This window comes from Fulvimarina uroteuthidis, from assembly GCF_034321785.1.
In the GTDB taxonomy this organism is placed as follows: Bacteria; Pseudomonadota; Alphaproteobacteria; order Rhizobiales; family Rhizobiaceae; genus Fulvimarina; species Fulvimarina uroteuthidis.
Genome location: NZ_JAXLPB010000001.1, coordinates 1028577 through 1051254, shown reverse-complemented (window position 1 = coordinate 1051254; position 22678 = coordinate 1028577). Strand labels below are relative to the sequence as shown.

Sequence of the window (22678 nt, the reverse complement as noted above, 5' to 3'; positions counted from 1 at the left end):
CGGATTTCCTCCTTGGATGTTGGAACGGGGTGAAGAAAGGCATCGGCGCGTCATCGGGCCGCCTCCGCTTCGTGTCGGATCGACGGGTCGAGATGACGGATCTCGACGGCGAGCGCATCTTCGGCGAGCGCGCGCCGCTCGGCCTCGTCCCGCCAGCGTTTGGCGATCGAGATGCGCGTCAGGATCGGTTCGTTCTCCATGGCGCGCTCGAGCGCCGTGGAAGCGGCTCGCGACCAGCCGACGCTGGATTTCTCGCGGGCCGGCGTTGGCGGGATCGCGTCCATCTCCGTGCCGAGCGGCAGGATGAAGAACAGCGCGTCGAACAGGGCGTTGCACACGTCCTGGACGAGGTAGGTCGCGCCGGCATAGCCCATGAAGGGGGTGCCGGTGGCGCGCCTTATCGCGGCGCCCGGAAAGGACGCCGGAATGAAGGTCGAGCGTCCGCCGGATTCCGCAAGGTACATGCGCTCGTTGAAGCTGCCGAAGATGATCAGCGGCTTGAGGGTCCGGATGTTCGCGCGGACCTCGTCGTTGAGGGTCTTGCCGCCGGCCTTTCGCGAGACCGCGAACTTGCAGGGCAGGCCCATCTCGTCCTCGAGGAAGAGACGGATCCCGCGGGCATAGGTCTCGTTGGCGACGACGCCGAAGCTCGCCGTGCCGAAGAAATCCTGGGTGACCGAGCGCCACAGGTCCCACAGCGGCTTGATCGTCGTGTGCTTCTCGCGTTCGATGAAGGGCTCGGGATCGAGGCCGGTCAATTCGCCGAGGGCGCGCAGGAATGCGGTGGTGGAGTGGAGACCGACGGGTGCCTGGAGATAGGGCTTTGCGAGCGTCTCGCAGAGCATGCGGCCGAACTCGCGGTACATGCACACGTTGACGTCGGCATCGTCGAGCCTTGCGGTGTCGCGAAGATGGCTTCCGAGCGGATAGACAAGGTTCACCTCCGCGCCGATGCCTTCCACCAGGCGGCGGATCTCGGCGAGGTCGGACGGCATGTTGAACATGCCGTAGGCGGCGCCCACGATATTGACCTTGGGTCTGGCGTCGGCCGCCCTGGGCGCCGGCTTGCGCTTCTTCGGGCCGTATTCCGTGTACAGCCAGTTCAGGGCGCGATCGGCGGCCTGCCACTGGTCCTCATCGATGGTACGCGGCAGGAACCGCTTGAGATTGGTGCCTTCGGGCGTGACGCCGCCGCCGATCATCTCGGCGATGGAGCCGGTGACGACCACGGCCGGCTGCTTGGGGTCGAGCACCGAATGGGCCTGCTTCATCGCCCCTTCGGTGCCCGTCTGGCCGAGATTGTCCTCGGACAGGCCGGTGACGACGATCGGAAGCTCGTGGGGAGGGAGGGCGTCGGTGTAATGGAGCACCGAGGTCACGGGCAGGTTCTCGCAGCCGACCGGACCGTCGATCACGACCTGGAGACCCTTGACGGCGGCGAAGACGTAGACGGCACCCCAATAGCCGCCGGCGCGATCGTGATCGAGGACGAGCATCTAGTGAGCCCCCTCTGACGCGGCGACGCTGCCTTCGACGGCGTCGAACTTCGACTTGGCCCGGATCGGCACGTCGTCGCGGCGCGACACGGCCTTGCGCTTTTCGGGCGCCGTCGGCCACACGCCGGCATTGTCGCCGGTGCCGACCCCCGCGAAGAACGCCTTCATCGTGTCGAAGCGCGGCTTGGACGCGATCGCGCCGTTGATGACTTCGGCGAGAGAGCCCGCGCCCGCCGGTCCCATCAGGGGACGGGCGGAAATCAGATTGGTGAAGTAGAGCGACGGCGTGCCGCTTTCCTTGGCCTTCTGGACGACCGGCGTGGTGCCGATGGCAAGATCCGGCTCGAACGCCTCGAAGGCTGCGAGATCGTTTTCGAGCGAGGCGCGGAAGTTGACGTGGACGCCCCTTTCCTCCAGCCATTCGCGGTCGTGATCGGACCATTTCGTCCTCGGGCAGGCGGTGCCGACATAGCGCACGTCCGCGCCGCTTTCGACGAGAAGCCGTGCGACGAGAAGTTCGGAGCCTTCATAGCCCGAAAGCGTGATGCGTCCCGTGATGGGCGAGCCTGCGAGCGCGCCGCGGATCGCGGGGAGGATGGCGTTCTGGGCGGCCGCGACCCTGTCCGCAGAGACGCCGGCAGCCTCGCCGATCCGCGCGAGCCAGCCGGCGGTGCCGTCGACGCCGACGGGGGCCGAGCCCACCACCGGCCGGCCGGCCGTCTCGAACTCGCGAATGCTCGCCGTATAGAAGGGATGGATGGCGGCGACCGCCGCGCAATCGAGCGCGCCGTAGAGCTCGCGCCATTCGCGGGTCGGAACGACCGGCCCTGCGGCAAGGCCCATCGGCTCGAGAAGCTGGCCGATGATCATCGGGTCGGCCGGGAACATCTCCCCGATGAGGGCGATCTCCGGACGGTCGCTCGCCGCCCGGCTGGGGCGCGATACGGGACCGGCTTCGGCTTCCTCGCGGGCGCGCTTCAGCATCGCACCGGCCAGGATGTCCTTGGCTTCCGCATGGGTGGGAACGCCGAAGCCCGGCACGTCGATGCCGATGATGCGAACCCCGTTGATGGTCTGGGGCAGGAGGCGAAGCGGAACGCCGGAGGCCGAAGGCACGCAAAGGTTCGTCACCACGATCGCGTCGTAGAGCAGGGGATCGGCCAGATCGTGGACCGCGTCGCGAATGTCCTCGAACAGCTTTCCGGTGACGAGCGATTCGGAATTGAACGGCACGTAGCCGACGGTGCGTCGCGCGCCGTAGAAATGCGACGTGAAGGTGAGCCCGTAGACGCAGCAGGCCGAGCCGGACAGGACGGTCGCCGTGCGGCGCATGCGAAGGCCGACGCGAAGCGAGCCGAAGGCCGGGCACATGGACTGGGGCTGTTCGTGGGGACCGAGCGGATAGTCCTTGGCATATTGGTCGAGCGCTTCGCTCTGGCCGGCCTTGCGCGCCGCCGCCAGCATCTCGGCCTTGCCGCCGTGACAGCCGGCATCACCGTCGCGTGCCTGGCGGGCGTCCGTCCGGGCGATCGTCGCGGCGGAGCCTTCGCTCGTATCGGCGCTGTCGTCTCGGTTGCCGTCTTGGGGGTCGAAATTCATTGCGCTCGGCCTCATGCGTTGTCGTAGACGACTTCGAGGGACGGCTTGGGCGCGACCGGCTTGCCGCGCATGTCTTCCTGGGAGGCCGGTTTCAGAACATAGTCCCTGCCGGTGTCGTGGCTGGAGAAGAGGGCGAGCAGGCCGTCCTGGTCGAGCGGGGTGGGACGCAGGGGCGGCGCCTCGTCGAGGCCCACGGCGAGCTCCTCGAAGAGCGAGGCCCAGCGGCCGCCGGGAATGCCGACGATCTGGTAGTTCGCGCTCTTCTTGCGGATGTCCTCGTCGGCGGGGATCGCCGCGAGGATCGGAATGCCGACGGACTTGGCGAATGCGGCCGCTTCGCCGGTGCCGTCATCCTTGTTCACGACCATGCCGGCGACGCCGACATTGCCGCCGAGCTTGCGGAAATATTCCACCGCCGAGCACACATTGTTCGCGACGTAGAGGGACTGGAGATCGTTCGAGCCGACGACGATGACCTTCTGGCACATGTCGCGGGCGATCGGCAGGCCGAAGCCGCCGCACACCACGTCGCCCAGGAAGTCGAGGAGGACGTAGTCGAAGCCCCATTCGTGGAAGCCGAGCTTTTCGAGGAGTTCGAAGCCGTGAATGATGCCGCGGCCGCCGCAGCCCCTGCCGACTTCGGGGCCGCCGAGTTCCATGGCGAAGACGCCGTCGCGCTTGAAGCAGACATCGGAGATCTCGACCTCCTCGCCGGCGGCCTTCTTCCTGGACGAGGTCTCGATGATGGTGGGGCAGGCCTTGCCGCCGAACAGCAGCGAGGTGGTGTCCGACTTCGGATCGCAGCCGATGAGGAGAACGCGCTTGCCCTGCTGGGCCAGCATGTAGGACAGGTTGGCGAGGGTGAAGGACTTGCCGATGCCGCCCTTGCCGTAGATCGCGATGATCTGGGTTTCCTTGGTGACCGGCCCGGTGGCGGGCGCGTCGACCGCCTCGTGAGCTTCCTGCCGCAGCGCGGAATGCATCTCGGTCTGGCTGGTGCCCGAGGGAGTTTCTCTGAGTGCACTCATGAGTTTGCGTCCCATTCAATCATCATTTTCAGGCAATCGGCGTCTTCGAACGCCGTGCGATAGGCCGAGGCCGCGTCCTGCGGCCTTGCGGTGTGGGTCAGGAGGCCGCCGAGCGACAGCCGGCCGTCGGCGATCATCGCGGTGACGGCGCCCATGTCGCTTCCGGCCCATTCGGCCGCGATGCGGATGCGCGTCTCGCGCATGAAGGCGGGCGGGAACGCGAAGGAGAGCGCCGCCTTGTAGAAGCCGGCGAGAACGATCTCGCCGCCGCGGGCCGACCTTGAAATCAGCGTGTCGAGAATGTCCGAGGCGCCGCTCACGTCGAGGATTGACGCATAGTCGCGGCGCGCGTCGGCTTGCGGGTCGATGCAGGCGTAACCGGCCGCACCGGCGCGGCGATCGGCGGCGATCTCCCAGACCGTGGGCGTGCCGCCCATGAGGGTGGCGATCCGTGCGCAAAGCCTGCCGAGAACGCCGTGGCCGACGATCAGGTCGGGCAGCGCCGCACTCGTCGCCACCGCGTGGTGGGCGGTCGCGGCGAGAGCGAGGAGCGTGCCTTGCGCGCCGGCAAGCGCATCGGGCAATGCGACCAGCCTGTCGGCCTTGACGACGAGATGGCGGGCCTGGGCCCCGAAGAGGCCGTGTGCCTCGGTAAAGCCGTGGGAGCCGGGAACGAAGACGCGGCCGCCGATCGGCGGCCCGTTTTCGGCTTCGCAGGAGACGACCCGTCCGACCGCCTCGTAGCCCGGCACCAGCGGATAGCCCATGCCGGGAAAGGGCGGCATCTCGCCGGTGAAGAGCAGGCGTTCGGTTCCGGTGGAAATGCCCGATGCCTCGATTTCGACCAGGGCTTCGCCCGCCTCGACCGATTTCAGCCCGGTCGCATGGAATGCGATGCGGTGGGGCTGTTCGATCATGATGGCGTCGGTGCGGGGCATCCGGTGGGGACTCCTTGGGTTTGTGTCAAGGTAACTGGACACAAAGAAATGTCAATTGGCTGGAGCGTTCGTCTCTAGTGTGCGTCCGCACAGAGCGCCGAGGTCGCGATCGGCATTCCGGTGGGCAGTCGGCGCACGCGGCGAAAGCCGATAGCGTGAAGCAATTCAACGAGTTCGGTGGGTGTTCGCGGACGTCCCGAGCCCATCGCGTGCAGGTAGATGTTGAAGTAGGCGTCACCGATGCGTGATCGGGCCCGTTCGTCGGCCATCGGCTCGGTGACGAGGAGCCTGCCGCGCACCGGCCTAAGCGCCGCGTGGACCTTGCGCAGCAGGGCCTCGACGACATCGTCGTCATGGTCGTGAAGGATGCGCACGAGCGTTATCAGGTCGCAGCCAACAGGAAATTCGCTCGTCAGGAAGTCGCCGCCATGGACAATGAAGCGCGAGGCGTCGTCCCGGCCGGCAAGGGTTTCGCGCGCCAAGGTAGCGACCGACGGGCGATCGAGCAGATGGAGTTCGGCGTGGCCGTTGCGGGCGGCGACATGGGTGAGGAAGCGGCCGCTCCCCCCGCCGATATCGAGGATGCGGCGGTAGGGCGACACGTCGAAGACGCGCAAGGTTTCACTCGCCACGAGATCCTGGCTCGCGGCCATCAGTCGCGTATAGCGTTCGGTTTCGGGGGTCGCGTCGCCGGCCGCTGGCTTCCCATCGTCGCTGGCGTAGTCCCACAGCTTGGCGAGTTCCCCGCCGCCGCGTTTCCGCAATGCTTTCAAGGGGTCCGCAAGGTCCTGGTAGAGCGCGTCATGATGCAGGACCATTGCCGCGACGCCGGGATTGGCAAGCAGGGCGGCGCCCTGGGCGCCCAGCATGAACCGGGCGTCGGGCAGTTTGTCGAGAAGGCCGAGGGAGGTGGAGGCGGCGAGCAGCCGGCGCGTCGCGTCATCCGGCAGATCGATCGCGGCGGCGACCTCGGCGACGCTCATCGGCCCGCCGGCCAGATGCTCGAACAGCCCCGATCGCACGCCGCCGGCCAGCACCTGTGAGTAGATGAAGCCGGCGGTGAGATCGAACAGTTTCCGGGCCGATCGCCGCGCGAAAAAGCGTCCGATCGTCGAGCCCATGGCAAGCCTGTAGAATAGCGGGTTCCGCAGAATGCGATTGCGCACCGCGCGCCACTGCAGGGCGAAGGATTGGTGTTTCTCTGGCAAGGATCGGTCTCCGGCAGGGGCCTCGTGCGGGGGAAGGGCGTCTTGCGAGGACCCGATGTCCCGACAAATCGACGCGTTGCTGCGCCCTGCGAATGGACATGGGACGGGCGCGTGTGTCAAATAAAGTTGACACTTGTGTCCAGGCTGATCGAGGATCGTCCATGAATGTCGTCGTCATCGGAGCTGGTATCGGCGGACTGACGGCGGCCGCACGATTGGCGGCCGGCGGCTTCGACGTGACGGTTTGCGAGCGCGGCCGGCGCCCGGGCGGCAAGATGCGCAGGGTCGCCGTCGCCGGAGACGAGATCGACGCCGGGCCCACCGTCTTCACCAAGCGCGCCGTCTTCGACGCCCTGTTCTCCGATTGCGGCGAGCGGCTGGACGATCACGTGACCATCACGCGCTCGGACGTGATCGCGCGGCACGTGTTCGCCGACGGCGCGCGGCTCGATCTTCATGCCGACCGGGCGCACTCGGTCGAGGCGGTGAAGGCGTTCTCGGGCGCGCGCTCGGCGCGCGAGTTTTCGGCCTTCATGGCCCGCGCCGACGGCGTGCTGGACCTGCTCGATCCGATCTTCATGAGCGCGCAGAAGCCGCGGAGCCCGATCGCCCTGACCATGCGGGCCGGCTTCGGCGGCGCGATGAGGATCGCCCGGCTCGGCGCGACGAAGAGCTTCTGGCAGGCGGTGCGGGACGAGTTTTCCGATCCGCGCCTGCAGTGTCTCTTCGCCCGCTACATGACCTATGTCGGGTCTTCGCCGTTCGAGGCCCCCGCCACCTTGCGGCTGATCGCGGCCGTGGAAGCGCGGGGCGTCTGGCGCGTCGCGGGCGGCATGTCGCGGCTGGCCGAGGCCGTTGAGGGACTGGCACGGCGCCGCGGCGCGATCTTTCGCTACGAGGCGGCCGTCGATCGGATTCTCGTCGATCAGGACCGGGCGGCGGGGGTCTTACTGAGCAGCGGCGAGACGATCGCCGCCGATCTCGTCCTTGCCAACTGCGATGCGGACGCGCTGGCGCTCGGTCATCTGGGAAACGAGGCGAGGGCCGCGTGCGAGGCGCCGACCGCGCCGCGCGACCGGTCGCTCTCGGCCCTCGGCATCGCCGTCAAGGCGCGGGTCTCGGGGCCGCCGCTGGCCCATCACACCGTGTTCTTCGCGCCCGATCCGATGCGCGAATTTACCGAGATCTTCAAGGAGCGCCGCCTGCCGAGCGATCCCAACGTCTATGTCTGTGCCGAGGATCGCGGCGACGACGCTCGCGGCCCTTGCGGTCCGGAACGCCTGTTCCTGATCGTCAACGCGCCGGCCCTGTCCGACGAAACCCAACCATTCGAACAAACGGAGGTCGAGAGATGCACGAACGCGGCTTTTTCCAGACTCGCAGCCTCGGGCTTGACGCTCGATTTCAAGGGCGGCGGGATCAGCCTTTCGACGCCCTCGGAGTACTCGGCTCTTTATCCGGGGACGGGCGGAGCGCTCTACGGGCGGGTCTCTCATGGGTCGACGGCGTCGTTCCGGAGGCCCGACGCGCGATCGAGGATCCCGGGGCTCTATCTGTGCGGCGGGAGCGCCCATCCGGGGGCGGGCGTGCCGATGGCTTCGCTTTCGGGAACCCTGGCGGTCGAGGCCATCGTGAAGGACCTCGCTTCGACCAGACGGTCGGGCCGGGCGGCTATGCCTGGTGGTATTGCGACGCGATCTCGGACGACGGCGTCTTCGGACTGACGATCATCGGTTTCGTGGGCAGCGTCTTTTCGCCCTACTACAAGATCGCCGGACGCGGCCGTCCGGAAAACCACGTCTCGATCAATGTCGCGCTCTACGGACCGGGCGCCCGCCGCTGGGCGATGACCGAGCGCGGCGAGAAGGACCTTGCGCGGGACGCCTCGGTGCTTTCGGTCGGTCCGAGCGCCATGCAATGGGACGGCGATTGCCTGACCGTATCGATCGACGAGATCACTCCGCTGATCCCCAGGCGCGTGCGCGGCACCGTGAAGCTTTACCCGGAAGCCCTGCAGAACAGGCCGATGCCGCTCGATCGGGCGGGCAGGCATTGCTGGTGGCCGATCGCGCCGTGCGCGCGGGTGGAAGCCAGGTTCGACGATCCGGCAATATCGTGGAACGGGCACGGCTATCTCGATTTCAACACCGGTGCCGAGCCGCTGGAGGACCGGTTCTCGAGCTGGAACTGGAGCCGCGCCTGCGTGCCCGGCGGCACGGCCGTGCTCTACGATCTGGTGGAGCGGGACGGGGACAATCTCACGCTGGCGATCAAGTTCGATCCGAAGGCCGATGTGACCGATTTCGAGCCGCCGAGCGCCAAGACCCTGAAGACAAGCTTCTGGCGGATGAAGCGGACGACGCGGACGGAAGCGCCGCTCGAGACCGGGGTGCGCAAGACGCTCGAGGATTCGCCCTTCTACGCCCGCTCCCTCGTGGACACGGTGCTGTTCGGCGCGAAGACCGTGGCCATGCACGAGAGTCTCGATCTCGACCGGTTCCGCAATCCGGTGATCCAGACCATGCTGCCCTACAGGATGCCGCGCCGGTTCTTTTGATCGCGCGGTCCTGTTTCCCGATCCACGCCCCGCAGGGCCGTGCCGGCGGGCGATCGGGGCCTGCCCTGCACCCGTCTCAGCCGGATGGCGGCGCTGCCGCCACTGCCGGCGCAGCACGTCCCGTGGCACCGAGAATGATCCCGGCGATCGCATCGGGCGCTTCCTCGTGGGCCAGATGGCCGAGGCCGTCCAGCATGAAAAGCGCCGAGCCCGGCAACCGCTCGTGGACGGTCCGTGAATTCTGCGGTGCGATCGCCTTGTCGCGCAGGCCGTGTACCAGGATCAGCGGCGTTTCGAGCCGCGCGAGCCGCGTCTCGAAGCTGGCGAGGTCCCAATGGCTCATCATGGCGAGCGTGCCCTCCACGTGGCGCGGATCGCGGAACAGCCTTGCGTAATAATCTCTCGCCTCGCTGGACAGGTCCGAGCCGGTGGCCGTCAGGAGCTGGTCGACGGCTCGCTCGCTGTGGGCGCGGAACGCGAACAGTCGCGGCGTGACGGGGTTGAGGAAGAGCAGTTTGGCGAGCGCCGGATACAGGCGGCCGCGCCGACCCGGAAACGGCAGGAGCGCGCCGCCGAGCGAGACGATGGCGTCGGGCCGGGCATTGTTCGACAGCGCCATCTGCACCGCGATCACCGCGCCGGCGGAATGGCCGACGATCAATCTCGGGCTGGCCTCCAGCCGCCTCAGGAGCGCGCCGTGAAGGCGGGCCATCTCGTCGAGCGTCGGACGCCGTTCGGGCCTGCCGGAAAAGCCGACGCCGGGACAGTCCGCCATGATGACGCGGTGGGTTCTGGCGAGGATCGGCGCGAGCTGGCGGTAGGAATGGGTCGAGGCGCCGGTGCCGTGGATCAGCAGGATGTCCGGGCCATCCCCCAGCATCTGCACGTGCCAGTCGATGCCTCCGGCCGACACCGAACGGCTGTGCTGGACGAGGGGCCAATCGGCCGGCGGCAGGCCGCGTCCCGCCATCATGCCCGGTGCGCCTTCGTGGCGTCGCCCGCGACGGCCGCCGCGAGCGTCGAGGCATCGCCGTTGGGAAGCGCGAGATAGCGCGCTCCAAGGCCGTCGGCGAGATCGCGCGCCGCCTGGCCGGGGCGCAGCGAAAAGTCGATCACCATGCTGGCGAACCCTTCGGATCTGAGACGTGAGGCCTCGCACAGCATGTCGCCCCTGGCACCCGGTCGGCCGGCCATGCCGTCGAGACCGATATTGGCCTTGCCGTCGGTGAGGAAGACGATGAGCGGCGTGCGCTCCTGGCGCGCGCACTGGCGGGCAATGTCGGTGGCGAGCTTGATGCCCGAGGCGATCGGCGTGCCGCCGCCCGCCGCAAGCCCGGCGAGCGCGCGTCTTGCGCGGGTCAGCGACTTCGTTTCCGGCAGAAGCGTCTCGGCCCCGGTGCCGCGAAAGGCGACCATCGCGACCCGGTCGCGTCTCCTGTAGCATTCGGCCAGAATCCGCTCGACCGCGCCCTTGGCCTCGGCGAGCCGTGCGAGCGCGGCCGAACCCGAGGCGTCGACCACGAAGATCGTCGCGGTCTCGCGCTTCGACTGCAGCCGGCGAATGCGCAGGTCACCGGGGGTCAGGATGACGGACCGCTCGGACAGGCGGGCGAACTGGAGCTTGCGAAAGCGTTGCCACGGCAAAGCCGCCGTCAGCGTGCCGGACAGGTCGAGGGAACCATGGCGCGGATCGCCGGGCCGGCTGCCGACGGGACGGCCCCGCTGGCCGCCGCCTTTCGCGCTCGCCCCCTTGCGCGCGGACTTTCCGGCAAGGCGCTGACCGGCAAGCGTGGCCACGAGCCGCTGCAGGAGATCGAGCGGAACCGCGACTTCCTGCGAGCGGACTTCGGTGGCCTCTTGCGGCATGCCGCCGGCCGCTTCGGTCCTGTCGTCCGGGGTCTGCCCGTCGTCCGCCGCGCCGCTCTCCCGCGATGTCTCGGGCGGTTCGTTGTCGTTGTCATTGTCCTTCGCGCCGTCCGGATCGTCCTCGCCGGGCGCTTCGTCGTCCGCGTCGCCGGACGGCTCCCCGAACGCGGGCGCTCGCGTGGCGCGGGGGGCGAGAACGAGGCGGCAGGCCAGAATCACGTCCGCATCCGACACCGCGCCGCGCCCGTCGAGCGAGGCGGCGACGCGGGCGACATGAAGGGCCGACAGGGGCGCGCGCAGGCTTCTGATGCCGAACCCGCTCGCGGCCTCGCACAGCGCCGCGATCGCGGCGTCGGGCACCTCGACGGCCGGTCTCGCCGCACCGTTCGGCAGGTCGGTCCCGAAGCGTTCGAGGCCGAAGCCGGCGTCCATCCCAGCGGGCGCGGACAGGTCAAGCACGATCCCGAGCCGGTCCGACAGGGCCTCGGGCAAGGTTTCCTCGCCGAGCCCCTCGTCGAAGGCGATGGCGGGCCGGCTCTCGCCGAGCTCCGCGACGAGAAGCGCGGCCTCCGTTGCGCCGTATCGATCGGTGCCGGGAAGGATCAGCGCGCGCCGGTCGTCGGCGGCGTTCTCGTCGTCGTGGGGTGTCGCGGTCTTGGTGCCCGCCTGCTTGCCGCCTCCGGCCTGTTCGAGCCCCGCGAGCGCGAGAAAGCTCGAACGGCGTGCGGAAAACTGCCGGATATCGCGTTGGGCAAGCCGCCGGGCCGTATCGAACGGCGCGAGGCGGCAGAGCTCTTCCATGAAACGGTCGCGCAAGGGGCCGGGCTGGGCGCGAAGGACGAGACCGATTCCGGGCGCGGCGCCGAGGATCGCGATGGCCGTTCGGGCCAGAGGCGAAAGGGCGAGCCGTTGCGCGAAGCGGCGTTCCATCAGGCGGCGGCGAGTTCGGCGAGGGCCCGTTCGATGCGCGCCTCGGAGCCCGATTCTTCGAGGGGATTGCGGCGCAGGCGATGGGACAAGGCGTAAGGGGCAAGTTCCGCAAGGTGCGCGAAGGTCACCTCGCTCTCCCCCTTGAGACTGGCGAGCGCCCGCGCGGCGCGCACCAGCGTCAGCTCGGCGCGCAGCCCGTCGGTCTGAAGCGTGATGCAGAGTTGCGTCGCCTGTTCGAGGAGGCGGTCCGAAACCATGACGTCGTCGAGGCGCGTGCGCGCCGACCGAAGGGTCGCGCGCAGCGCCTGCTCGTCGCGTTCGGCCTCGGCCATGAAGGCGGCCGGGTCGCGGTCGTAGCGGTTGCGCGCCTTGACCACGGCGACGCGGGTCTCGACGTCGCCAGGTGTCGTGACCGTGACGGACAGGCCGAAACGGTCGAGAAGCTGGGGGCGCAGCTCGCCCTCTTCGGGGTTGCCGCTGCCGATCAGCACGAACTGCGCCGGGTGGCGGACGGACAGGCCCTCGCGCTCGACGACGTTCTCGCCCGAGGCGGCGACGTCGAGGAGGAGATCGACCAGATGATCCTCGAGCAGATTGATCTCGTCGATATAGAGAAAGCCCCGATTGGCCTTGGCCAGAAGCCCCGGCTCGAAGCGTCGCTCGCCGCTCAGCAGCGCATGTTCGAGGTCGAGCCCGCCGACGATCCTGTCTTCGGACGAGCCGAGCGGCAGATCCACCACGGGGACCGGAACCTCGATGATCGCCGGCGGTTTGCCGCCGGCAAGGGCCCCTCGGCAGGTCTCGCAAAGCCGCGATTGGCGGGCCGGATCGCAGCGATAGGGACAGGCATAGGCCCGAAGCGGCGGCAGGATGGCGGCAAGGCCGCGCACGGCCGTCGACTTTCCGGTGCCCCGATCGCCGAACGCCAGGACACCGCCGATCGCGGGATCCACCGCCGCAAGTTTCAGCGACGCGGTGAGCTCGTTTTGACCGACGATGGCGGTAAAGGGGAAATGCCGTTCCATGGGTGTCAACGTTACTTGACGATGCCGGGAATGCAAAAGGGAAAATACGCCCGCAGCGGCGATTTGGCCGGCAAGCGTTGCGCGGCATGGGCGCGGGGTCTATTTCCCTTCGGATCGATCGAACACGGGTTTGCGGGCGGCTTCTTGCAATTTTCACCACAACAGGACGATGCGCTGAAGGCTGTGGCGGAATGGCTGGAGAACGGGGACAGCCCGGTCTTCCGCCTGTTCGGCTATGCCGGCACCGGCAAGACGACCCTCGCCAGACATTTTGCCGAAGGCGTCGACGGCGCGGTGCAGTTCGCCGCTTTCACCGGCAAGGCCGCGCAGGTGCTGCGCTCCAAGGGCGCCAAGACCGCCCGGACGATTCATTCCCTGATCTACCGCCCGCGCGGCGAGGAATCGGTGGAGGACGAGGAGGGCGGCACGGCGCGCGTCTCCCCCACCTTCTCGATCAACCGGCAGAGCCCGCTCGCCAAGGCCAAGCTCGTCATCATCGACGAATGTTCGATGGTGGACGAAGCGCTGGGGCAGGATCTGATGTCTTTCGGAACGCCGATCCTCGTCCTCGGCGATCCCGGACAGTTGCCCCCGGTGTCCGGCGGCGGCTTCTTCACCGATGCCGAACCCGATTTCCTGCTCACCGAAATCCACAGGCAGGCGCGGGACAATCCGATCGTGCGGCTTGCCCTCGACGTGCGTGAGGGCAGGGAGATCATGCATGGCGACTACGGAACCGTGCAGGTGATCGGCAAGCGGGATGTCGAGCAGGCGAAGGTGCTGGCCGCCGACCAGGTTCTCGTCGGCACCAACCGGACGCGCCGGGCCTACAATCGACGGCTTCGCGAGTTGAAGGACTTCACCGACGTCCTGCCCCAGGTGGGCGACAAGCTGGTATGCCTGCGCAACGATCCGACGAAGGGTCTGCTGAACGGCTCGCTGTGGCAGGTGATGACGGCCGCAAAGGAATCGGTGAAGCCGGGCATCAACCTGATCGTCAGGCCGGACGACGACGATATCGACAAGGGCGCGGCGAAGATCCGGCTGCTGAAGGCCGCTTTCGAAGAGCCGGAGGCCGAAATCGCCTGGGCGACGCGCAAGCGCTTCGACGATTTCGATTTCGGCTACGCGCTCACCGTGCACAAGGCGCAGGGCTCGCAGTGGGACGATGTGATGCTGTTCGACGAAAGCTGGGCCTTTCGCGAAAGCCGCGAGCGCTGGCTTTATACCGCGATCACCCGGGCCGCGAAAACCCTGACGATCGTGCGTTAGACGCAACGCTCGACCCATCGCGGCCTCGACGGCGTTCGCCGGGTCGTCGCAACGCAATGCCGGCTTGCGGCGCAAGGCGAGGCGCCAGCCATTGTCTTGGTGCTGCGTATCGGGCTTTTTGGAAAATCGGTTCCGATTGGCGAGCCGGTGCTCTAGAGCGAAATGTGATAAGTCTGAATCGACATTTTTCCTAAGTATTTGTTTTTCCGCATGATGTTGTCCGAAAAGTCATGCAACTTTTCGGCATCATGCTCTAGCTGCGCGTGCCGTTCTGCCGGTTCTGATTGTCGCCGCGGCGACCGAAGGCCTGGCGGCGCGGGCCTGTGGACCGCACCGGGCTCGGAAGATCGGCGCTCGCCGGTTGCAGCCGCGGCGTGATCGGCGCCGGGCTTTCGGGCTTGCCGAAGCGATGTGCGGCGGCGGACGGCGCCAATTGCTCGTAATGGTTCTTCGCGATCGCGAAGGTGGCGATATTGGTCGAGATCGCCTCGTCGACGAACATGAGAACCGTCATCGCGTCGGGCGTCGTCAGGCCGAGGGCTTTGAGGGCGCCGGAAAGTTCCGGAAGATTGTCCGGATCGAGAAGCGCCTCGGCGGCGGCGATATCGAGGGCGAGATTGCTTGCCAGATAGTCGCGGAGCGCGATGCGATCGCGGCTCCGGGCGATCTGGATGACGGCGCTTTTCGTTTTGGCGGGCCTTGCCGGGGTTGCGAGGAGATTGCGCAGCGTATGGCGCGCCTCGGCTGCCGAGGATGCGGTGAGCTTCGGGGCCTCGCCCGTCGTCTCGGCGCTCGCCAGAAGCGCCATGTCGCTCATCGAGATCGCGCCGGGCTCGTCCGTGTCTTCGTGGGCCGCGGCGGATGGACCGGTGGCAGTCTCTTCTTCGATCCCGCGAGCGATCAGGCTCGATATGCCGGCCGGGACCGACGGATGATGGGCCAGACGGCCGGCGATCTCGGCACGCGTGTCGGCACCGAGATGCCGCCACAGGGGCTCGATCAGCCGGGTGAGCGCACCGGCCTGGGCCGCAGAGGGGGTTGCGATCGACAGGAAATTGAGCGTCGCCGCCATGGCGATGGCATCGTAACCGTTCGCCGTTCCGCTCTTTTCCATGGAGCGGTAGAGAGAGGGCAATTGGCTCCGCATCCGGTGCTCCCATGGTTTCCCGAAGGTTTCGATGAGGTTCAGAATGCCGTAACAGGTATTGATGCGAGGTTAAGTGACAGGGTTAACGCAATCATTAAACTTGCAGGCATTGCGCCGGACCGCCTGCGGTCCGGGCCATCGCGCCGCGGCCGCGTCCGGTCAACCATGCGCGGCGCACGGGCCCCGCGAGTCGTGGCGCCGGCGGGCGATCCTCCCGTGCGGTGAGTGGAATGCGCCGCCATGGGGACGGCCGGAAACGCTCAGCCCTGCTCGGAGCCGGCTTCGCCCGAAGCCGTCGGCCGGATGTCGATCGGGAAGCAGGCGACGGTGCGAAGGAAGCTGTCGGCGGCCGGGCGCTTGCTCTCCTCGTCGATGAGAACGCGAACCGTGACGTAGCCCTGCAGCACGTCGACGATGACCGGCAGGGCTGGGCTGTCCTCAAGAAGTGTCGTCGCGCGCACGTCCTCGATCTGCTGGGCGGTGCCCACCACGAGATTGACGATGCCGTCGATCGCCGCCCGGTCGTTGATCGAATAGATGTTGCCGCCCCGGGAATCGTAGATCGAGGCCGACCAGAAATTATCGATCGTGCCGTTCGCGGTGATCTCGACCGGGCCGTCGTCGAGCACGAAGCGGCAGCTTGCCACGACGAAGGCCGGATCGGCGAAGGCGAACGCATCGCGCGGGGTTTCGGACGCGCCGTTCTGGCGCGTGAAGGCGGTGTCGCGCAACGGGGCGATCCGCACGACCTCGAAATAGTCGCCGAGCGCGGACAGCCGGCTCCAGGCGCTGTTCTCCGAGATCCGGGGGATCATGAAGACGATCGCGATGTGGACGAGGCCGGCACCGACGAGCCCGGTCAGGAGGGCGAGAATGAATCTACCCATCGTCGCTGCATCCTTCCCGCTCGATCGCCGGCATTTCGAGCCCCGCCGCGCCGGTGATGGCGCTTGCCGGCGTATCGTAGAGCGCGAAGGTGAGGCGGTAGGGCCCGGTCCGGTCCGTCGCGAGCCAGTTGCCGGCGCGCGCCTGCGGTCCGACGGTGATCTCGAAGCTGTTGTCCTCGCGGCGCAGCAGCGCGTTGGAGGTCAGCCAGCCCGGCCGGCCGCTCTGCGGAAGATCGACCCGGCCGTCGTCCGAATGGGCCGACAGGGTAAAGAACCGCGCGGCCGGGGTCCGCCCTGTCAGGCGGTAGGTGCATTCGAGCAGGAGCCGGCGGCCCTCGCCATCCGCCTCGGCCTGGAACATGATGCCTTCGCCGCCGCCGAGCGTCAGCTGGGCGAGCTTGGCGAGACGCGCCTTGGCATAGGGGTCGGCTTCGCGCGTCCCGATCAGCGGGCTGGCGCGCCAGGGACCGAGCGCGACCGAATCGAAGTTCGTGCCGCCGTCGATCGCAAGCTTCGCCGACCATCCGCCGAGACCGAGCGCGATGGTGATCGCCAGGAGAGAAGCCAGAAGAAAACGCATGGGAAACCGGTTCTAGTCGATCATGGCCGGGTGTCCATATCGACCCGTCAGTTTTCGGTGGTCCGCAGGGCCGCTTCGCTCGCCGCAACGGGCGTGCCGGCCACCGGCGAGGCGGACGCGACGCGCTCGTCGGCCAGCGGTTCCAGCGTCTCGAAGCGATCGGCGATCGTTGCGAGAACCCCTTCCGCCTCGACGGTCAGGCCCGTCTGGCCCGACGTCATCAGCGGGTTGTCGCTCGGCTCGGCGACGTCGCGCTCGCCTTCGGGGAACGGATCCTCGATGTAGGGAATGGGCTTCAGTTCGATGCCCTGGTGAGCGGCTTCCATGAAACGCTGCCAGGTGAGGGCCGGCAGCGAGCCGCCGGTGACCTTGTTCGTCGGCCGGAAGCTGTCATTGCCGTACCAGACCGCGCCGACGAAGTTGCCGGTGAAGCCGACGAACCAGCCATCGCGATAGGACTGCGTCGTGCCCGTCTTTCCGCCGACGCGCGTCATGGACAGCTGGGCCCTTCGCGCCGTGCCCTGTTCGGTCACGCCGACGAGCATGTCGTTCATGTTGCGGGTCGCCTCCTTCGTCAGAACCTGCTTGCGGGGCGGCAGGTCGCGGCGCGCGTCCCATAGGATCCGCCCGTCTGCGCTGGTCAACTGGGTGATCGAGTGGCGCCTCGGCGAATAGCCGCCATTGGCGAAGACGGTGTAGGCCGTCGCCTGATCGAGGACGGTGACCTCGGACGTGCCGAGCGCCATCGTCTTGTCGCCGCGCAGCTCCGATTCGATCCCCATCTCGTGGGCGAGCTTCACCGTATTGTCGAAGCCGACCTTCTGATAGAGGCGCACGGCCGGCACGTTGAGCGAGCGGGCGAGCGCGTTCTGCAGGCTGACGCGGCCGGAAAACTTGCGATTGTAGTTCTGCGGCGACCATTTGCCGATGGTCAGCGGGCTGTCGACGATCGTATCGTCCGGCTGCATGCCCGCCTGCATGGCCGCGGCATAGACATAGACCTTGAAGGACGAGCCGGGCTGCCGCATCGCCCGCGAGGCCCGGTTGAACTGGGATTCGCCATAATCGCGGCCGCCGACCATGGCGCGCACGCCGCCATCGTCGGACATCGCCACCATCGCGGCCTCCTCGACATCGTAGCTCTTGCCGAACTGGCGCATGTGATAATCGACCGACTCGTTGGCCAGCGCCTGGAGCTTCATGTCGATGGTGGTGCTCGCGACGAGGTTGCGCGTGCCGAGCTTGTTCTCGCGCACGAGGCGCTGGACCTCCTCGAAGGCGTAGTCGAGGAAGTAGTCGGGCGACTGGCGCTGGGACCGGTCGACCGCTTCGGCCGGCGAGCGGCGCGCGGCGACGACCTGGCCCTCGGTCATGAAGTCGGCCTGGACGATGTTCGTCAGGACCACGTTGGCGCGGGCCCGGGCGGCCGGCAGGTTGATGTGCGGGGCGTATTTCGCCGGGGCCTTGAACAGGCCGGCCAGCATGGCGGCTTCCGCCAGATTGACGTCGCGGATCGACTTGTCGAAGTAGAAATCAGCCGCCGCCGCGACGCCGAACGTGCCGCCGCCCATATAGGCGCGGTCGAGATACATGGACAGGATCTCGCGCTTGGTGAGGTTCGCCTCGATCCACAGGGAGAGAAACGCCTCGTTCACCTTGCGCTCGAGCGACTGCTCCGGCGTCAGGAAGACGTTCTTGGCAAGCTGCTGGGTCAGCGTCGATCCACCCTGCACGACGCCGCCGGCGCGGGCGTTCTCGCCCATTGCGCGGGCAAGGCCGAAGAAGTCGATGCCCCAATGCTCGAAGAACCGGCGATCCTCGGTGGCGAGTACCGCCTTGATGAACTGGTCGGGCAGTTCGTCGATCGGAACCGCGGCTGCGCGCATGATGCCGCGCTGACCGATCTCGTTGCCCTTGCGATCGAGGAAGGTGACGGAGAAATCGGCCTCTTCGGGAAGCCCGTCCGCGGTCATCTCCATCGCCGGCTGGGCGAGCACCAGAAGCAGGACGAAGCCGGCGACGCCGAGCGTGAAGCCCTCGCCGGCAAGCTCGACGACCACTCGCGAGAAACCGCGGGCGCGCAGCCGCCGAGACTGGATCGTCACCGCTTCCCACCATTGGGAAAAGCCGTTCCACAGGCCGAACATGGACGAGTCGATCCACGCATCGACCTCGATCAGGCGCGATGGGCCCTTGCGCGAACGTTTGGCTTCGGTCTTGTCTGTCACGCGTCGATGCCGCCGTTGATCAAAGTGTCGATCGGGTCGCGCCGCAAGGGGCGACCGCTTCAATGGTCCAGTGTGGATACCTATTCTATAATCATGGACGGAAAAAGTTGCGACATCGATTCAGAGATTTTGACCATGCGTGATTCCGGCAACAAACCCTATTGGCAGATCAAGACCTTGGACGAGATGTCCGCGCAGGAGTGGGAGTCGCTCTGCGACGGCTGCGGACGGTGCTGTCTGAACAAGCTGGAAGACTACGACACCGGCGAAATCGTCTGGACGAACGTCGCCTGCAGGCTGCTCGACGGCCAGACCTGCAGCTGCTCCGATTACGAAAACCGGCAGGCCACCGTGCCCGATTGCGTCGGTCTCGATCCGAAGACCGTGCGGGAGATCGGCTGGTTGCCCCCCAGTTGCGCCTACCGGTTGGTGGAGGAGGGGCGCGACCTCTACTGGTGGCACCATCTCCTGTCGGGCGACCGGGACACGGTGCATCAGGCCGGCGTTTCCGTGCGGGGGCGCACGATCAGCGAGGAAGGCATGGACGTGGAGGCGTTCGAGGACCATGTCGTCGAGTGGCCGGAGGAAGATCCGGGCAACGGCCTCCTGGCGCAGGTCAACTGACCGGCCGGCACGCCTGCGCCGCCCGATCGCGGAAACCGGCGTGTCGGTGCTCCCCCTGGCGGCACCGGCCTACCGCCTCAGATGGGCGGCGACGCTTTCCAGCCATTGGTCGCGCAGCCCCATGCGATGGATCTCCGTCAGCGCGTTGGTGACATAATCGACGTTCGGCCCGGACCGGCCATGGGCGTTCATCACGATCCGCGCTGCCGCCTCGACGGATATCTTGCCGGCATATTGCTGGTGCCCGCGGTCGACGACATAGGTCACCGCGTGGGTGCCGCCGCCTTCCAGAAAGCGCAGCGAGACCGTCTTTTCCAGATAGACATGGGTGACGAGCTCGCGGGCCCTCAGATAGGCCATCGTCTCCTCGTGCCGGGCGCCGGCCACCTTGAACGCCATGCCGACGCAGGAGCCGCCGCGGTCGAGGCCGAAGACCAGCCCCGGCGTCTCGGGCGTTCCGCGATGCACATGGCTGCGAACGCAGAGCGAACGGTGGAAGCCGGACAGACGGGCGATGGTCCGGTCGACAAATTCAAATCCCGGGTTCCAGATCAGCGAGCCATAGCCGAACACCCAGAAGTCACTATTCTCGCTCATGCCAGTCCGTTATGCCTTCTCGCCGATCCGATCCGTACCTCAAAGGGGAGCTTTGGTGCCTTCGTCAACCTTAGAATCGCGCCGTGTGCGCCGCGCCTATCGCTGGATCGTGGCGACAGCCTTCGTCCTCTTCCTGATTCTGACGGGGTTCTGGTTCTTCGCGGCTCACCAGCTCGACCGGATCGTCACGCGGGAGATCGAACGAGCCGGTGCGCGGGGGGTGACGGTGTCCTGTCCCGGCCAGGACGTCGTGGGCTATCCGTTCAGGATCGGCCTGTCCTGCGACGATGTCGCCGTCGATGCGCCCGGCGAAGGCTTCAGCCTCGATGCCGGTCCGTTCCGAAGCGCGGCGCAGATCTACCAGCCGAACAAGGTGGTGAGCGAGCTCGGCTCGCCGGTCCGGATCCGGTCGCAGGGGCAGCCGCCGGTCGATCTGACCTGGACGCTCGCCCAGGCCAGCACGAGCTTCTGGACAGAGGGTCTCGACCGCCTGTCCATCGTCTCCGACAGCCCGAATCTCGCCGTCGACGGACAGCCGGTGTTTTCCGCCTTGCGCAGCACCGCCCATGTGCGGCGACGCGAGGCCGATCTCGATATCGCCGCGACCCAGACCTCGGCCAGGGTGGAGGTGCCGCAGGCGCGCGGCCTTCCGCTCTTCGACCTCTCGGCCGATCTGACCGTTGAGGGGGCCGCCGGTTGGCTGTCGGGCAGCGCGACCGGCCAGTCCGCGCGAGAGCTTCTGGCGGGCCGCAGCGGAACGCTGCGATCTCTCGCCCTCGCCTTTGCGGGCGAGCCGTCGGGGGCGGATCTTTCAGGTGATTTTTCGTTCTCCGACGATGGCCTCCTGTCGGGCGATTTCGCGCTCGCCGTGACGTCCCCGGACCGGCTGGCGACCATCGTCGCCGGCCTCGCGCCGCAAGCTGCGTCCATCGCCCAGACGGTCGCTTCGGTCATTCCGTTCGTAGGAAAGACCGAGAACGGGCGGACGGTCATCCGCATCACGGCGGACCAGGGCCGGTTGTCGGCCGGCGTCCTGCCGCTCGGCACCGTTCCGCCGCTGAAATGAGGCGTGAGATGGTTCTACGGGACGGCGGGCGAAGCGGCGGCAGGATGCCGACGCTGAACGGCAGAGGGGAGCGGGCGCGCCGTCAGTAATGCGGCGGCTTCGTCGCTTCGGGTCTTCCGCCGCCGGCTTCCACCGACCCCACCCGTTCCGTCAGATGTTCGACCTTGAGCTGAAGGTGCCGGATCGTGGAAAAGGCCTTGGTGAGTTCCTCGGAAAGCTCTTCGAGGGTCTTGGCCTGATGGCTCGAAAGGACTTCGAGGTCTTCCAGCCGGCTTTCCACGGATGAATCGGTTTCGGCCATGGTTCTCGCTTCCGCTTGGATCATCCCTTGCGGGGCAGCTTTGCTCAAAACCGGCTGGTTTGTCCACCGCCCGGCGGGCCGATCCGGGCTGCCTTCGAGCGCGGGGCCGAAGGTTTGCGGAAGGGGTCCGGTCCGCAAGCGCCGCCCGGTCGACAATCGGCGGCAATCGGTGTCCTATGGCCGCGACCGGGGACGGTCGAGCCTTGCCGGACCCGCCCGATACAAGACGCCCACCCGACCGGGCCCTCACCAGAAGCGAGACGACCCATCGCCGACGATCTCTTCGCCAAAGCCAGATCCGCCATGCGCCGCGCCCACGCGCCCTATTCGAAGTTCCCCGTGGGCGCGGCGCTGCGGACCACGGACGGCCGGATCTATGCCGGCTGCAACGTGGAATCGGTCAGCTTTCCCGAAGGCTGGTGCGCCGAGACGACGGCGATCGCCCATCTCGTGATGGACGGCGGAGGGCGGATCGCCGAGCTTGCGGTGGTCGCCGAAAAGCTTGCTCTGTGCAGCCCGTGCGGCGGATGCCGCCAGCGTATCGCGGAGTTCGCCTCTCCCGAGACGCGGATCCATCTCTGCGATCTTCAGGACGGCGTGCGCAGGACCGTCACGATGGGCGAACTTCTGCCGCTCGCCTTCGAGACCGCCTCGCTCGGCGACGCCTCATAGACCATCGCTCTGGTTTCACGCACCAGGCTGTCCGACAATCGGGTTCCTTTTTTGGGGCCGATGCCCGAACAGGCGTTAGCGGGGGAACGCCGCTAACGGACCAGGGTCAGGCGGCCGTCTTCCACGGAATAGCGACTGAGCTCGGACAGGAAGCTCATCCCCAGCAGCGTCATGCCGAGCCTGCCGTCTTCGAGGATCAAAGCCTCGACGTCGCGCACCGTGATCGGTCCGATCTCGAGCCGGTCGATCCTGGCCGGGGCCGCCCTGGCGGCGCCGTTCGCGGTCTGGACCGCGACCGTCCAGTCGCCGGGGCCTGGATGGATGCCGATCTGGCGGGCGATCGAGGCGGTGATGGCGACCTGCGTCGCGCCGGTGTCGATGAGGACGTCGTTGCGCATGCCGTTGAGGCGCGCATCGGTCCTGAAATGACCGGACGCATCGGCTTCCAGCACCACGCTCCGGTCGAAGGACGCGGTCGGCGGTGCGGCGGCCTCGACGACGGGCGATGCTTCATCGATGGTCTCGACGCTCCCGCGTTCCTTCTTCAGATAGGTCTCGAAGACGGACGGGACGGTAAGGCCGCCGAAGGTGCAGACGGCGAGAATGATGATCGCGCGGTTGATCATGGCAACGGGGTTCGCTTCCGGTTCAAGACGA

General features: G+C 67.4%; 21 protein-coding genes. 6 read left to right on the top strand and 15 right to left on the bottom strand.

Annotated elements, in window-relative coordinates:
• Positions 1-50: 50 nt before the first annotated feature.
• The 5 genes from bchZ to U0C82_RS04825 form a co-directional block, all read right to left on the bottom strand.
• Positions 51-1496 (bottom strand): chlorophyllide a reductase subunit Z, encoded by a 1446-nt coding sequence (bchZ, locus tag U0C82_RS04845; protein ID WP_322185921.1) that lies wholly within the window; start codon positions 1494-1496, stop codon positions 51-53.
• On the bottom strand, positions 1497-3095 hold the full coding sequence (gene bchY / locus U0C82_RS04840; RefSeq protein ID WP_322185920.1) for a chlorophyllide a reductase subunit Y: 1599 nt from the start codon (positions 3093-3095) through the stop codon (positions 1497-1499). It lies immediately after the preceding gene.
• A gap of 11 nt (positions 3096-3106) precedes the next feature.
• Entirely contained in the window at positions 3107-4123 is a 1017-nt protein-coding gene (locus U0C82_RS04835; RefSeq protein ID WP_416186611.1) for a chlorophyllide a reductase iron protein subunit X, read from the bottom strand.
• Complete coding sequence (gene bchC, locus U0C82_RS04830; protein WP_322185919.1) at positions 4120-5061, bottom strand: chlorophyll synthesis pathway protein BchC; 942 nt, start codon at positions 5059-5061, stop codon at positions 4120-4122. The genes U0C82_RS04835 and bchC overlap by 4 nt, the downstream gene beginning before the upstream one ends.
• A 74-nt stretch (positions 5062-5135) precedes the next feature.
• The gene (locus tag U0C82_RS04825) at positions 5136-6269 is read right to left on the bottom strand and encodes a methyltransferase (RefSeq protein ID WP_322185918.1); all 1134 of its coding nucleotides are present in this window, start codon (positions 6267-6269) and stop codon (positions 5136-5138) included.
• A gap of 161 nt (positions 6270-6430) precedes the next feature.
• Between U0C82_RS04825 and crtD the strand changes: the two genes are divergently transcribed.
• Positions 6431-7993: a 1-hydroxycarotenoid 3,4-desaturase CrtD gene (gene crtD / locus U0C82_RS04820; RefSeq protein ID WP_322185917.1), complete on the top strand. Its 1563-nt coding sequence runs from the start codon at positions 6431-6433 to the stop codon at positions 7991-7993.
• A 14-nt stretch (positions 7994-8007) separates the two neighbouring features.
• Entirely contained in the window at positions 8008-8826 is an 819-nt protein-coding gene (locus tag U0C82_RS04815) for a carotenoid 1,2-hydratase (protein WP_322185916.1), read from the top strand.
• 76 nt (positions 8827-8902) lie between these two features.
• On the opposite strand, the gene bchO is transcribed toward U0C82_RS04815, so the two are convergent.
• The 3 genes from bchO to bchI are packed head-to-tail and all read right to left on the bottom strand — an operon-like array spanning position 8903 to position 12647.
• Entirely contained in the window at positions 8903-9799 is an 897-nt protein-coding gene (bchO, locus tag U0C82_RS04810) for an alpha/beta fold hydrolase BchO (RefSeq protein WP_322185915.1), read from the bottom strand.
• Positions 9796-11622 carry a VWA domain-containing protein gene (locus tag U0C82_RS04805; RefSeq protein WP_322185914.1) on the bottom strand — a complete coding sequence of 609 codons (1827 nt, stop codon included), beginning with the start codon at positions 11620-11622 and terminating at the stop codon, positions 9796-9798. Before U0C82_RS04805 ends, bchO begins: the two co-directional genes overlap by 4 nt.
• On the bottom strand, positions 11622-12647 hold the full coding sequence (gene bchI, locus U0C82_RS04800; RefSeq protein ID WP_322185913.1) for a magnesium chelatase ATPase subunit I: 1026 nt from the start codon (positions 12645-12647) through the stop codon (positions 11622-11624). The genes U0C82_RS04805 and bchI overlap by 1 nt, the downstream gene beginning before the upstream one ends.
• 144 nt (positions 12648-12791) lie before the next feature.
• Between bchI and U0C82_RS04795 the strand changes: the two genes are divergently transcribed.
• The gene (locus U0C82_RS04795) at positions 12792-13919 is read left to right on the top strand and encodes an ATP-dependent DNA helicase (protein WP_322185912.1); all 1128 of its coding nucleotides are present in this window, start codon (positions 12792-12794) and stop codon (positions 13917-13919) included.
• A gap of 253 nt (positions 13920-14172) precedes the next feature.
• Here U0C82_RS04795 and U0C82_RS04790 read toward each other — a convergent pair whose 3' ends face one another.
• The 4 genes from U0C82_RS04790 to U0C82_RS04775 all read right to left on the bottom strand — a co-directional run bounded on the left by U0C82_RS04790 (position 14173) and on the right by U0C82_RS04775 (position 18761).
• On the bottom strand, positions 14173-15066 hold the full coding sequence (locus U0C82_RS04790; RefSeq protein WP_322185911.1) for a hypothetical protein: 894 nt from the start codon (positions 15064-15066) through the stop codon (positions 14173-14175).
• 260 nt (positions 15067-15326) lie between these two features.
• Positions 15327-15953 carry a DUF1254 domain-containing protein gene (locus U0C82_RS04785; protein WP_322185910.1) on the bottom strand — a complete coding sequence of 209 codons (627 nt, stop codon included), beginning with the start codon at positions 15951-15953 and terminating at the stop codon, positions 15327-15329.
• Complete coding sequence (locus U0C82_RS04780; RefSeq protein WP_322185909.1) at positions 15946-16533, bottom strand: DUF1214 domain-containing protein; 588 nt, start codon at positions 16531-16533, stop codon at positions 15946-15948. Before U0C82_RS04780 ends, U0C82_RS04785 begins: the two co-directional genes overlap by 8 nt.
• Before the next feature lie 47 nt (positions 16534-16580).
• Positions 16581-18761, bottom strand: coding sequence for a transglycosylase domain-containing protein (locus U0C82_RS04775; protein ID WP_322185908.1), 2181 nt, complete (start codon positions 18759-18761; stop codon positions 16581-16583).
• Between the two features lie 135 nt (positions 18762-18896).
• Here U0C82_RS04775 and U0C82_RS04770 point away from each other — a divergent pair, with 135 nt between their 5' ends.
• On the top strand, positions 18897-19385 hold the full coding sequence (locus U0C82_RS04770) for a YcgN family cysteine cluster protein (RefSeq protein WP_322185907.1): 489 nt from the start codon (positions 18897-18899) through the stop codon (positions 19383-19385).
• A 69-nt stretch (positions 19386-19454) separates the two neighbouring features.
• Here U0C82_RS04770 and U0C82_RS04765 read toward each other — a convergent pair whose 3' ends face one another.
• Positions 19455-19982, bottom strand: coding sequence for a gamma-glutamylcyclotransferase (locus U0C82_RS04765; protein WP_322185906.1), 528 nt, complete (start codon positions 19980-19982; stop codon positions 19455-19457).
• A gap of 55 nt (positions 19983-20037) precedes the next feature.
• Here U0C82_RS04765 and U0C82_RS04760 point away from each other — a divergent pair, with 55 nt between their 5' ends.
• The gene (locus U0C82_RS04760) at positions 20038-21048 is read left to right on the top strand and encodes a DUF2125 domain-containing protein (protein ID WP_322185905.1); all 1011 of its coding nucleotides are present in this window, start codon (positions 20038-20040) and stop codon (positions 21046-21048) included.
• Positions 21049-21130: 82 nt separating this feature from the next.
• Here the strand turns inward: U0C82_RS04760 and U0C82_RS04755 are convergent, their stop codons facing one another.
• Positions 21131-21349 carry a SlyX family protein gene (locus U0C82_RS04755; RefSeq protein WP_322185904.1) on the bottom strand — a complete coding sequence of 73 codons (219 nt, stop codon included), beginning with the start codon at positions 21347-21349 and terminating at the stop codon, positions 21131-21133.
• Between the two features lie 267 nt (positions 21350-21616).
• Here U0C82_RS04755 and U0C82_RS04750 point away from each other — a divergent pair, with 267 nt between their 5' ends.
• Entirely contained in the window at positions 21617-22021 is a 405-nt protein-coding gene (locus U0C82_RS04750; protein WP_322185979.1) for a cytidine deaminase, read from the top strand.
• Positions 22022-22113: 92 nt separating this feature from the next.
• On the opposite strand, the gene U0C82_RS04745 is transcribed toward U0C82_RS04750, so the two are convergent.
• Positions 22114-22647, bottom strand: coding sequence for a retropepsin-like aspartic protease family protein (locus U0C82_RS04745; RefSeq protein WP_322185903.1), 534 nt, complete (start codon positions 22645-22647; stop codon positions 22114-22116).
• Positions 22648-22678 lie beyond the last annotated feature (31 nt).